The organism is Parasphingorhabdus sp. (genome assembly GCF_039968395.1).
In the GTDB taxonomy this organism is placed as follows: Bacteria; Pseudomonadota; Alphaproteobacteria; order Sphingomonadales; family Sphingomonadaceae; genus Parasphingorhabdus.
On record NZ_JBDVPV010000005.1, the window covers coordinates 841,106 to 853,082 of the forward strand.

The 11,977-nt window shown below is 54.5% G+C and carries 10 protein-coding genes; 2 read left to right on the forward strand and 8 right to left on the reverse strand.

Features of this window, described 5'->3' with window-relative positions; translation table 11 throughout:
- Positions 1 to 15: 15 nt before the first annotated feature.
- From folP to glmM, 5 genes are all read right to left on the reverse strand, one after another.
- Positions 16 to 1,152 (reverse strand): dihydropteroate synthase, encoded by a 1,137-nt coding sequence (folP, locus tag ABJI30_RS14775; RefSeq protein ID WP_348017450.1) that lies wholly within the window; start codon positions 1,150 to 1,152, stop codon positions 16 to 18.
- Entirely contained in the window at positions 1,153 to 2,310 is a 1,158-nt protein-coding gene (locus tag ABJI30_RS14780) for a DNA methyltransferase (protein ID WP_348017837.1), read from the reverse strand. It lies immediately after the preceding gene.
- Between the two features lie 228 nt (positions 2,311 to 2,538).
- The gene (locus ABJI30_RS14785; protein ID WP_348017451.1) at positions 2,539 to 3,108 is read right to left on the reverse strand and encodes a ribonuclease HII; all 570 of its coding nucleotides are present in this window, start codon (positions 3,106 to 3,108) and stop codon (positions 2,539 to 2,541) included.
- The gene (thiD, locus tag ABJI30_RS14790) at positions 3,105 to 3,854 is read right to left on the reverse strand and encodes a bifunctional hydroxymethylpyrimidine kinase/phosphomethylpyrimidine kinase (protein ID WP_348017452.1); all 750 of its coding nucleotides are present in this window, start codon (positions 3,852 to 3,854) and stop codon (positions 3,105 to 3,107) included. Before thiD ends, ABJI30_RS14785 begins: the two co-directional genes overlap by 4 nt.
- A 40-nt stretch (positions 3,855 to 3,894) precedes the next feature.
- Complete coding sequence (gene glmM / locus ABJI30_RS14795) at positions 3,895 to 5,235, reverse strand: phosphoglucosamine mutase (RefSeq protein ID WP_348017453.1); 1,341 nt, start codon at positions 5,233 to 5,235, stop codon at positions 3,895 to 3,897.
- A 177-nt stretch (positions 5,236 to 5,412) separates the two neighbouring features.
- Between glmM and ABJI30_RS14800 the strand changes: the two genes are divergently transcribed.
- Positions 5,413 to 6,633: a dicarboxylate/amino acid:cation symporter gene (locus tag ABJI30_RS14800; RefSeq protein ID WP_348017454.1), complete on the forward strand. Its 1,221-nt coding sequence runs from the start codon at positions 5,413 to 5,415 to the stop codon at positions 6,631 to 6,633.
- Entirely contained in the window at positions 6,630 to 7,622 is a 993-nt protein-coding gene (locus tag ABJI30_RS14805) for an aldo/keto reductase (RefSeq protein ID WP_348017455.1), read from the forward strand. The genes ABJI30_RS14800 and ABJI30_RS14805 overlap by 4 nt, the downstream gene beginning before the upstream one ends.
- Before the next feature lie 3 nt (positions 7,623 to 7,625).
- Here ABJI30_RS14805 and ABJI30_RS14810 read toward each other — a convergent pair whose 3' ends face one another.
- The 3 genes from ABJI30_RS14810 to ABJI30_RS14820 are packed head-to-tail and all read right to left on the reverse strand — an operon-like array spanning position 7,626 to position 11,939.
- Entirely contained in the window at positions 7,626 to 8,921 is a 1,296-nt protein-coding gene (locus tag ABJI30_RS14810) for an amidohydrolase family protein (protein ID WP_348017456.1), read from the reverse strand.
- Positions 8,918 to 10,321 carry an amidohydrolase gene (locus ABJI30_RS14815; RefSeq protein ID WP_348017457.1) on the reverse strand — a complete coding sequence of 468 codons (1,404 nt, stop codon included), beginning with the start codon at positions 10,319 to 10,321 and terminating at the stop codon, positions 8,918 to 8,920. The genes ABJI30_RS14810 and ABJI30_RS14815 overlap by 4 nt, the downstream gene beginning before the upstream one ends.
- Positions 10,322 to 10,349: 28 nt before the next feature.
- The gene (locus ABJI30_RS14820; protein WP_348017458.1) at positions 10,350 to 11,939 is read right to left on the reverse strand and encodes a peptide MFS transporter; all 1,590 of its coding nucleotides are present in this window, start codon (positions 11,937 to 11,939) and stop codon (positions 10,350 to 10,352) included.
- Between the last annotated feature and the right edge of the window lie 38 nt (positions 11,940 to 11,977).

Below are 11,977 nucleotides of genomic sequence, written 5' to 3' on the forward strand. Positions count from 1 at the left end.
ACCGCCCCGACACCGCTAGACCCGCGCTGTTACTCCGGCATCCCGCATTCCGCGCCAGACCTGGACGGCTTGCACGGTTTCCGGGACATCATGAACACGAACGATCTGGGCTCCTTGCTGAACGGCATGATGCGCAAATGCGATGGAGCCGCCCAGGCGCTGATCTACCGGAGCTTCTTTTGACAGAGCACCGATCATGCGTTTGCGGCTGGCACCGATGAGCAGTGGCTGGCCGAGCGCGTGAAACATGGTGATATTGTTCATCAGCGCCAGATTATCTGCCAGCGACTTGCCAAAACCCAATCCTGGATCAACGATTATCTTGTCGCGTTCAAAACCGGCATCCACAACATCGGCTATGCGTTGCTCCAGCCAGTCGAACGTATCGGTCACAACATCGCCATAGCCATTGCCTTCATGCGGGTTTTTCCCGCTCGACGGTGCGTGCATGAGTACCACCGGTCGGCCAGACACTCCGGCCACTTCCAGCGATCTTTTGTCGTGCAGCAACGCTGAAACATCGTTGATCAGATGCGCGCCGGCGGCAATGGCTGCCTCCATGACGGCGGCCTTGCGCGTGTCGATCGATAGCGCTGCGCCGCAATGGACCAGTTTTTCAATGACCGGAACAACACGCTTGATCTCGTCGCCCTCCCAGACCGTTTCCGCGCCGGGTCGGGTCGATTCTCCGCCAATATCAATGATTGAAGCGCCGCTGGTCGCCATTGCAAATCCCGCATCGGCGGCGAGTTGCGGGTCACCTTCATGCTTGCCGCCATCGGAGAAACTGTCCGGCGTCATGTTCAAAATGCCCATGACGTGCGGTTGATCAAAGCGGAGAACCCGTTCTCCACATTTAAGCGGAGTGTGCGTTCTTGAAAGATTGGCAAATAACCCGGATGCGCGCTTTTGTAGATGTTCCGGCAATTGTTGCACTGTTGCAGACCAGTTTTCCACAGGAATAAGGCCCCGCAAGACCGGCTTGCCTTCCTCAAAGATCGAATATTCGATCTGAGAAAACCAAATCAAACTATTGTTTAATTTGGTATTTTTATCATCAAAATATTGCGGACTATCCAGAAATCCAACTGGCTTCAGATAGAGCTTCGCAGAGGCCCCGTAACCGTCCAGCCTGTCCAGTTCTATCGTCATTTAAGGTTCGGTTGCCAGCAAATAGGTCTGCCGGAGATCATCCACCGGCTTCAACTGTTTGCCGTCATCATAATACCAGTAAGTCCAGCCATTGCAGCTGGGTGCATTCTGAACCGCAGCGCCGATTTTGTGAATCGAACCTTCCTGCCCGTTCCAGACCAGCGAACCATCCGCCCGCACTTTCGCTTTGAATTTACGGTTTTTACTGCACAATTCGGTCCCTGGCTTGAGATAGCCGGTTTCGACCAAAGTGCCAAAGGCGACACGGGGCTTGGCTTTGGGCGATTGCATGGTTTTCAGATCACTCTCGTCCAGCGGCAGAGCAGCTTCGATACGTTCTTCTGCGACTTCGCAATAATTATCTTCTTTTTCACACCCTATCCAGTGACGCCCAAGCCGCTTGGCGACCGCGCCGGTGGTTCCGGTTCCGAAAAACGGGTCCAGTACGACATCGCCCTTGTTGGTGGTTGCCAGCATCACCCGATATAGCAATGCTTCGGGTTTCTGCGTTGGGTGCGCCTTCACACCATTGCGTTTCAGCCGTTCCTGGCCGCCACAAATTGGCATGACCCAGTCACTGCGCATCTGAAGTTCATCATTGAGATTTTTCATCGCGCGATAGTTGAACGTATATTTCGCCTTTTCCGATTTGGATGCCCAGATCAACGTCTCGTGTGCGTTGGTAAAACGCGTGCCTTTAAAATTCGGCATCGGATTGGCTTTGCGCCAGATAATATCATTGAGGATCCAGTAGCCGAGATCTTGCAGTGAAGCGCCGACCCGGAATATATTGTGATAGCTTCCAATCACCCACAGCGAACCGTCGGGCTTCAGGATACGCCGCGCTTCCTTGAGCCATGCTCTTGTAAAGGCATCATAAACGGCGAAGCTGTCAAACTGGTCCCATGCATCGTCCACGGCATCAACCTGACCGCCTTCAGGCCGGTAAAGATCACCGCCAAGCTGCAGGTTATAGGGAGGATCAGCGAAGATCATGTCGACGCTTTCATCTGGCAGAGACGCCATGGCCTCGACACAATCCATCTTCAATATCTGATCGAGCGGCAGTTTTGCGCGCTTGGTTGCTGGCTTTGTTGCCGTTTTCGTCGCTCGTTTCTGAGTGGTTTTGGGCGCTTTTATACGCTCTGCAATGCCCATGAATTTTGCCCTTTTCGGTTTGTGCTGCGACGACGGTGAGTCCATCACGGCCAACGGTCAAGGCCATTAACTTAGGTTAAAGGCGTATCTTTATGGTTAACAGAATATTGAAAAGGAGAACGAAACGAGTCCCCCACCAGATGTGGAGTCTGGAACGCGTCGCGGGACTCAATCCCTAGTGGTGTGGCCAAAAGGACTCGATTATCGACTGATTTCACTTTTATCGATTTAAATGAGATTTAGCTGCGAAACCGGGGCAAAACTCTTTCGGTGGAGCGGTGTCGGACCGTATTTTCGAAGCGCCGCCAGATGTTCGGCCGTGCCATAGCCCTTGTTTCGCTCCCACGCATATTCAGGATATAATTCTGCAGCCTGGATCATGATCCGGTCGCGATATTCCTTGGCCAGTATCGAAGCCGCTGAAATACACGGATGGATAGCATCGCCGCCGACCACCGCTTCTGCGTGATAAGCCCAGTCTGGCAGCCGGTTCCCGTCAACCAGGACATGTTCGGGCTGCGTTGTCAGACCTTCGACAGCACGGGACATTGCCTGCATCGTCGCCTGCAAAATATTGATCGAATCAATCTCTTCTTCGGTGCAAAAGCCTATGGAACCAATCGCTTTTTCGAGAATTTCCGATTCCAGAGCCGCGCGCTTTTTCCCGCTCAGTTTTTTGCTGTCGTTGAGACCGGCTATACCGTGATTTTCAGGTAGAATCACCGCAGCGGCGACTACTGGTCCGGCCAGGGGCCCCCTGCCCGCTTCGTCGACACCGGCAGTGTTCGGCAGCATCATCGTTTGGGGACACCCATCGGGCCACGGCCTTCGCCAAGTCCGGGTGCTGCCCTCAGACTGTCCCGAACATAGTCGCGCGCCACGGATATTGCTTGCTGCAAATCACGTCCAAGCGCCAGATATGTGGCAATCGCCGCCGACAACGTGCATCCCGTCCCGTGATCATGGCGGGTATCGATACGCTCGGCTTGCCACCTCGCCTGCTCTCCATCACTATCGATCAGCCGGTCCGTCAGAATGTCGCCCTGATCATGGCCACCTTTGAGCAGAAACGGCACATTATACCCGGAAATCGCGGAAACACCGCCAAGCCGCTCCATCTCATCCAGATTTGGGGTCACCAGCGTGACATTGGGAATGATTTTGGCAAAAGAAGCGATAGTACGGTCATCGGCCAGAGACGCCCCGCTGGTGGCAACCATGACGGGATCGAGTATTATCGGAATCGATCCAACCGATTTCAGAAATCCCGCGACCGCGTTGATGATTTCGGGAGATCCCAGCATACCGATCTTGATGGCATCAGCCCCAAAATCATCCATTACGGCCCATATTTGAGCCAAAACCAGGTCTGGCGTCATGACGTCAACAGCGGATACACCGGCGCTATTTTGTGCCGTTACCGCCGTAATCGCGGTCATCGCATGACCGCCCAGATTGGTGATTGTCCGGATATCGGCCTGAATCCCGGCCCCGCCCCCGCTGTCGGAACCGGCAATTGACAATATGCGAGGCGAACTGGTCACGATCCAGTGGATTTTTCACGATCTATGCGAAGGCCTGCCATTAGCTGGCGACCTCTTCGACACAGGCACAGATACGGTCCACGACAATATTGACCTGATCGGCGTCATCCCCCTCGGCCATCACCCGGATCAGCGGTTCCGTACCAGAAGCCCGGATAACCAGACGTCCGGTACCCTCAAGCTCTTTTTCCGCTTCGGCGATTACCGCTTGCACTTTCGCATCTTCCAGCGGTTTTCCTTCGGAATAACGTACATTTTTTAACAGTTGCGGTACGGGATCAAAGAGATGGAGCAATTCGCTCGCGGGCTTTCCGCTTTCGACCAGTTCGCCCATCACCTGCAATGCGGCCACTGTGCCATCACCCGTCGTGCCATGGTCGAGCATGATCATATGTCCCGATTGCTCTCCCCCAATATTATACCCGCCCTTTTTCATTTCTTCGAGCACATAGCGATCGCCTACCTTGGACCGTATCAGCTCCAGATTTTGAGATGCGAGAAAGCGTTCCAGGCCGAGATTTGACATCACAGTGGCAACAATACCGTCTCCGGTCAGCAAGCCATTCCGGCTCCAGCTGCTGCCAATCAACGCCATGATCTGATCGCCATCAACAATCTGCCCCTTGTCATCAACGACGATCAACCGATCCGCGTCACCATCCAGTGCGATACCGATGTGCGAACCGCTGGCGACAACGGCTTCCTGCAAGGCAGCCACATCTGTTGAGCCGCATTTTTCATTGATGTTCTTTCCGTCGGGGCTAACTCCGATTGTCACGACCTCCGCACCCAGTTCCCAGAACGCAGACGGCGCAACCTGGTAAGCTGCACCATTGGCGCAATCGACCACAACCTTCAGGCCATCCAGGCGGATATGGTCCGGCAATGCCATTTTTACGGCATGAATATAACGGCCTCTGGCATCTTCAAATCGCCGCGCCCGTCCAATATCTTCGGCCTTTGCGAGTTGTACAGGTTGTTCCAGATAGGATTCAATTTTCAACTCGTCGGCATCGGACAGTTTGAAACCATCTGGCCCGAACAGCTTGATCCCATTGTCATAATATGGATTGTGACTGGCCGAGATCATCACCCCCAAATCTGCCCGCATCGAACGCGTCAAAAGAGCAACAGCCGGTGTCGGCATGGGGCCGACCTGCACAACGTCCATTCCTACGCTGGTAAACCCGGCGACCAGCGCGTTTTCCATCATGTAACCCGACAATCGCGTGTCTTTGCCGATCACCACACGATGCCGATAATCCCCGCGCAGGAAATGACGCCCGGCAGCCTGACCGACCTTCATCGCAATTTCTGCGGTCATCGGGTGCGTGTTGGTCAGCCCGCGAATGCCGTCCGTACCGAAAAATTCCTTAGTCATATTCCTGTGCATCCTGACCCGGTTGGTAACTGCTATGAAATGTCTCTAGCCGAAGCAGACTATCGAGACCAAGCGCGAAAACGGACAATGGGAAATTTTACACCCAATCAGGGCTTGCCAGACCTAACCCGGCCTGTATCACTGGTTATTGAAGGAAAATAAGGGGATCCGGGGAAAATGTTAAAAGCCATGATCATTCTCGTGGCACTTGTTTCCGGTGTTTTCGTCGGCCTGCTCTTCGGTTCCGATGCGGAATGGCTGGTAGATGGCGCAGATGTCATCGGCAGCATGTGGCTCAACGCGTTGCGGATGACGGTCATACCGCTTGTATTCACATTGCTTGTCGTCGGTATCGCCAAAGCCGCTTCGATGGCCCGGGCAGGACGAATGACCGCCCGGGCAATCGGCTTTATGATATTCATTTTGTGGTGCTCTGCGGCAATGGCTGCCATCGTGACACCAGCTTTGCTGGAGCTGTTTCCGCTCAATTCGGACGCGGCGGCGGCGTTGCGATCCGCATTGGGCGATGCTGCGGCACCCGGCGAAGTACCGCCATTCACTGAATTTCTACGTGCACTCATTCCTACCAACGTCATTTCAGCAGCAGCAGAGGATGCGGTCTTGCCGCTGATGATCTTTGCTCTGGTGTTCGCCTTTGCGATTACAAAATTGCCCGACGATCAGCGGATCATGCTCGACCGCCTGTTCAACGCGCTCGCCGATACGTTGCTGATCATCATCAAGTGGGTTCTGGTGCTGGCCCCGCTTGGAGTATTTGCCCTCGCGCTTGGCGTCGGAGCGAAAGCCGGTGTTGCTGCCTTTGGCGCGCTGCTGCATTATGTTTTGATTGTCAGCGCGGTCGGAGCAGTGATCTGGATTTTCAGCTACGTGCTGACATTTGTCGGAGCCAAGCGCGGACCAATCGCGTTTTTTCGCGCATCGGCGCCCGCCCAGGCGGTTGCAATCTCAACCCAAAGTTCGCTCGCATCGCTGCCCGCAATGGTCAACGGTGTGAAGACAATGGGCGTCGGCGAACGTTCAGCCGATGTTGTGCTCCCCATTTCTGTTGCGTTGTTCCGCGCCACCGGGCCGTGCATGAATCTGGCCGTCGCAATTTATGTTGCGCACTTGCTGGGCATTGAATTGTCGATGAGTGCGCTATCGATCGGCGTTGTCGTCGCGGCGATCACCACAATGGGCGCTGTCAGCCTTCCCGGCTCGATCAGCTTTATTACTTCAATAGCACCAATCAACATCGCCATGGGCTTGCCGATAGAACCGCTCGTGCTACTTTTGGCGATTGAAACATTCCCTGATATCATGCGCACGGTAGCTAATGTCAGCATGGACATGAGCGTGACGGCAACCATTGCCAGTCGCGAAGGAGATATCGAATGAAATATCGCAAGCTGGGACATGAACTGGAGGTTTCCGCGCTTGGTCTAGGCTGTATGCCGATGGGCGGTATCGGGCGGGCCATGTATGGCGAAGCGACCACTGCCGAAAGCCTCGCAACCATCGATCGTGCCATAGAACTGGGCGTGACGTTTTTCGATACAGCAGAAGTCTATGGCCCTCACATCAATGAAGAGTTGCTGGGCCAGGCGATCAGAGGCCGGCGAGACAGGCTGGTGATCGCAACCAAATTCGGATTTGCGCTGGAGGATGGCAAGGTAACGGGTGTCAATTCCCGACCGGACAATGTTCGGCGCGCATGTGAAGGTTCACTGCTGCGTCTGGGCATCGACACGATCGACCTGTTTTACCAACACCGGGTTGACCCGGATGTACCAATTGAAGAGACCGTTGGAGCGATGGCGAACCTCGTGCAAGAAGGCAAAGTCCGGTATCTGGGTTTGTCAGAAGCCGGTGCAGAAACAATCCAGCGCGCGCACAAGACCCACCCGATTGCCGCGCTGCAGTCAGAATATTCGCTCTGGGAGCGCAGTATCGAAGAAGAAATCCTTCCCATCTGTCAGGATCTGGATATTGGGTTTGTCCCTTACAGCCCACTTGGTCGCGGATTTCTGACCGGACAGATTACCAGTCGCGACAACCTTGATCCGGAAGACTACCGTCTGCGCGACCCGCGTTATTCCGAAAAAAACTTCAATTCCAACCTCAAGCTTGTCGACGTCGTCAAAGCTGTGGCTGACAGGCATGGATGTTCTGCGGCTCAGATCGCTTTGGCCTGGCTGATGGCGCAGGGAGACTTTGTCGTACCCATTCCGGGATCAAAGCGTCGAGCGACACTGGAAGACAGCATGGCAGCGGTCGATGTCAGCCTGACCAGCAATGATCTTGACGAGCTGGAGAAAGCGGCTCCTGTTGGCGGTACATCCGGTCCGCGTTACGGCGAAGCAATGATGTCGATGGTGCGCCTCTAGAGGCTATCGATCGTACGCTTTTGGCAACGCACCCGGCGTGGGATTGCGATAGCGTTCGCGCAGTCGTTCCTGGCGATTGGACAGCGACTGTTCCACACCATCAATGATCACCGCTTCGACCTGCGTGGACAATTCCAGCGGATCTCCGGACCAGATGACAACATCTGCCTTGCGACCAGCCTTTAGTGATCCAAGTTGACTACCCATTCCCATAATCTCTGCCGGCTTGGAGCTGATCGCTGCAAAAGCCTCATCCCAGCTCAAACCGCTGGCCCGGGGAATTTTGTTCAGTGCGACCAGATTGCCTGCATATTGCGGTGAGTAACGCAGCTGATGCGCATCCCGATCGTTGATCATGCCAATGGCAACCTGCACGCCGGCATCCTGCATCCGTCCGATGTTGGATTGTGTGGCTGCGAGATTCTCAAAGCGTTCAGGCAAATCAACCAGCGCGGAAGCCAGAACCGGAACCCGGGCAGCCGCGATCTCGCTGGCCACGCGCCAGCCTTCATTCGCGCCGACAAGCACCAGTTTCAAAGCCGGATATTCCTTGCGAAGATCGAGCACTTTCAAAATATCATTAGCGCTTTCGACATGCACGAGCAGTCGGGTGGAACCATTGATCACCGGTAAAAGCGCCTGTGCGTCGGATGCCTTCATCAGGTCCGTGTCCAGTGACGATGGATTACGGGCAAATTTGCGCGCTTCGTTCAGCATCGCCCGGAACAGGATATGGGTGGCTGCACGGCTGCCCCCTGCCCGGCTATGCCCGGTCTCACCCAGTTCAACAAACTGAAAGGCCTTCGCTTTGGTGATCGGCTGGCTGTCCTGGCCAAGATCCACAATCGCTCCGTATCCGCCAAATATCGAGGAAGCTGTGCTCGGTGAGACAACAGCACGCGTGATGCCTGCTGCACGATTTACTGACATCGGTGAAGCAAACGGGTTCACCGCATATTGAATATCAAGTGCGGCTGAGAAAACAGAGTTTCGCGCATTCACGTCATTGGTCTGCGAGACCGCACCAACTTCAACGAGACCGACCCGGCTAAAGCCCGCAAAAATTCCGGGAGTCACCCATTTACCGTTCGCGTCTATCTGTCGTGCGTTCGCGGGAATGGTCACATTTCTTCCCGCTGCGACGACCTTGTCATTGCGGATCACGACTGTAGCGCCTTCAATTGGCGGGCTGCCATCGCCAATCACCAGCTTGCCACCGGTAATGGCGATCGTTTCCGCCGCAGCAGGCGCAGCGAGCAGTGCAAATGCGGATATAAGCGTTGTTGCAAGATGCTTCATTTCACATCTCCTTCACCAGGCTGTCCGAGCTCGAAATCGCTCACCGGACGCCGGGCAGGATCCATGCTGTCATACAACATCGCGCCATCGACCCAGACTTTCTCGGGCCGGGAATAGACACTTAGCGGGTTGCCGTTCCACAAGACGACATCCGCCATTTTGCCAACTTTGATACTGCCGGTTTGGTCGGCAATTCCCATTGCTTTCGCCGGATTGTAGGTGATCCAGCTGATCGCCGTGGCGTCGCTGATATCAATACCCATCGCGCGACCGTCAGACATGGCTTTTGCTGCTTCCTGATTGAGACGCTGGATCTGGTTTTCGTCATCCGAATGGATGATCGTGCAAGCTCCCGCCTGATGCAGCAGAGCCGCGTTTTCAGGGATGGCGTCATAGGCTTCCATCTTGAACCCCCACCAGTCGGCCCAGATTGCCGAACAAATGCCCTCTTCGGCCAGGATATCGGCAATCTTGTAGCTTTCGACAGCGTGATGAAAAGCGGTTACCTTGTAACCAAATTCTTTCGACATATCGATGATCTGATTGAGTTCATCCGCGCGGTAGCAATGGTTATGCACGAGTATTTCACCGTCCAGCACGCCAACCAGCGTTTCCATCGCCAGATCGCGTTTGGGCGGCTTCGACCCGTTCATTTTCTTGCGATAGTCCTGCGCATTGATCCAGGTTTGCCGATTGAGCGCAAGATTGCCCATGCGGGTCGAAGGCAAACGGTTACGACCGCCATATACGCGTTTGGGGTTTTCGCCGCAGGCCATTTTCATCCCATAAGGCGCACCTGGAAATTTCATCCGCTGCACCGTTCGCGCCGGCACATTTTTCAAGGTCACGGACCGCCCGCCAAAAAGGTTGGCTGATCCCGGCAAAATTTGCAGGGACGTAATTCCGCCATTGGCCATCGCCCGGGAAAAGCCCGGATCCTGAGGCCAGACGCTATGCTCAGCCCAGACCTGCGGAGTCACCGGAGAAGTGGCTTCATTGCCGTCACTATGCGCCGCAACGCTGGGCGTCGGGTAATCGCCCAGGTGGCTGTGGATATCGATAATACCGGGCGTCACAAACTTGCCGGTTCCATCGACCACGACCGCCGAATCCGGGACCGCGACGTCGGGGCCACCAACCGACTTGATCTTGCCGCCCGACATAAACAGGGTCGCGTTGTCGATCCGCTGCCCCTCGCCGTCATAAAGGGTCACCCCGGTGATTGCTGTATCAGCAGAAGGGTAAGCGAGATAAGTTGAAGGGAAAGCGGTCTCGACCGATTTGGCTTTCGTCGAACTGGCATCCGAAGCACTGGCCGTTTTCTTCTCCGCCGCCGTGGCTGCACATCCTGTCGCCAGTGTTCCGGCAATTGCAATTGCCAGCAAACCCTTCAACTTCATATTAAACCCCTGATCTATAGATTTCCGCTTATGGTTTTGTGGTTGGATGAATACCGGCCGCCTGCGGCTCGCCAATCTCACTCTGACCTTCAAGATCATCATCAATCGTGTCATCGGCCAGCGTATCAAGATGCATGAGCTTCTTGATGAGCGGTGATATCGCGATGACCCCAACGCCAACGCCAACCGCGACCCAACCAACAGTTGAGTAGACATCCAAAACTCGTTCCGGTCCTGCACCCTCAGCGCCCACTGCCGCAGCAATCAGTCCCGCAGCAAAGTTACCGGTTGCAGAAGCAAAGAACCACGTACCCATGATAAGGCTGGCCATATGCGCCGGTGCCAATCGGTTCATTGCGCTGAGACCCACAGGCGACAAGCAAAGCTCTCCAGTCGTGTGAAGCAGATAAATCAGGAAGATGAAAATAACCGGCGTCATGTTGCCCGTTCCCGCAGCCAGTGCACCAGCAACCAGAACCAAAAATCCGGCTCCCAATTGCATCAAACCCAATCCAAATTTTGCCGGAGCCGAAGGTTCGAGACCTCGGCGTCCCAACCATGTCCACAAAATCGCGAAGACAGGTGCGAGCAAGACTATATAGATCGCATTGATCGACTGGAATACAGACGCAGGAACCTCGATACCGAAGATATTCCGGTCTACGCTCCTGTCCGTGAACAGATTAAGCGACGAACCAGCTTGTTCAAACAGCGCCCAGAAAAGGATCGATCCGAAGATCAGGAACATCGCAGCAAATATGCGGTCTCTGTCTTCGGAATCGAGTTTTGCAACCGCAGTGTAAAGTACATAGATGACCAGTATCGCCCCCGCTATTCCGAGTAACGAGCCTACCAGGGCTTGATATTGGATCAGAACCCAGATCAAACCGACCGTCGCAAAGCTCAGCAGATAAAGCAGCCATTCGAACTTGATACCGAATACTTTGCTTTCCAGTCGCGCCGGATCCGAAGATTCTCCGCGGCCCACCAGAAGCGGCTTGCCCCATACGAAAACAATCAAGCCAAGGAGCATGCCAATACCTGCAGCTCCAAATCCGTATGACCAGCCATAGGTCTGACCAAGCCAACCGGCGATAATCGCACCAAGAGCCGCGCCAAGATTAATGCCCATATAGAAAATCGTATAGGCCGGATCCCGGCGGATATCCGTGCGGGAATAGAGTTGTCCGACGATCACCGAAATATTGGCCTTCAAGAAACCTGAACCGACAATGATGAACGCCAGAGCAAGCCAGAAGATATTGATTGCGGGGTCTGCCTGACCGCCGCCATCTCCTTCAAAAGCCATGAAGAAGTGACCAAGAGTCAGCAACAATGCGCCAAAGGCAACTGCTTTTCTTTGCCCCAGATATCGGTCGGCAAGATAGCCGCCGACGACCGGCGTAATATAAACAAGCGCAGTATATGCACCATAGATGATTCCAGCTTCACTGTCGGAATACATCCAGTGCTGAACGAGATAGAATATAAGAAGAGCTCGCATGCCATAGTAGGAAAAACGTTCCCACATTTCTGCAAAAAACAGAACAAACAAACCTTTGGGATGTCCGAGGAATGTTCCCCGTGCATCTCCCGACTCTTCATACGCACTTGCCATAACGCTGGCTCCCCTAGAAATGAATTTGGACTGTCTAT

Excerpts from the sequence above, each read along its gene's own strand:
- folP (WP_348017450.1), bottom strand. The coding sequence starts at position 1,152 with ATGACGATAGAACTGGACAGGCTGGACGGTTACGGGGCCTCTGCGAAG.
- ABJI30_RS14780 (WP_348017837.1), bottom strand. The coding sequence starts at position 2,310 with ATGGGCATTGCAGAGCGTATAAAAGCGCCCAAAACCACTCAGAAACGA.
- ABJI30_RS14785 (WP_348017451.1), bottom strand. The coding sequence starts at position 3,108 with ATGATGCTGCCGAACACTGCCGGTGTCGACGAAGCGGGCAGGGGGCCC.
- glmM (WP_348017453.1), bottom strand. The coding sequence starts at position 5,235 with ATGACTAAGGAATTTTTCGGTACGGACGGCATTCGCGGGCTGACCAAC.
- ABJI30_RS14800 (WP_348017454.1), top strand. The coding sequence starts at position 5,413 with ATGTTAAAAGCCATGATCATTCTCGTGGCACTTGTTTCCGGTGTTTTC.
- ABJI30_RS14805 (WP_348017455.1), top strand. The coding sequence starts at position 6,630 with ATGAAATATCGCAAGCTGGGACATGAACTGGAGGTTTCCGCGCTTGGT.
- ABJI30_RS14810 (WP_348017456.1), bottom strand. The coding sequence starts at position 8,921 with ATGAAGCATCTTGCAACAACGCTTATATCCGCATTTGCACTGCTCGCT.
- ABJI30_RS14815 (WP_348017457.1), bottom strand. The coding sequence starts at position 10,321 with ATGAAGTTGAAGGGTTTGCTGGCAATTGCAATTGCCGGAACACTGGCG.
- ABJI30_RS14820 (WP_348017458.1), bottom strand. The coding sequence starts at position 11,939 with ATGGCAAGTGCGTATGAAGAGTCGGGAGATGCACGGGGAACATTCCTC.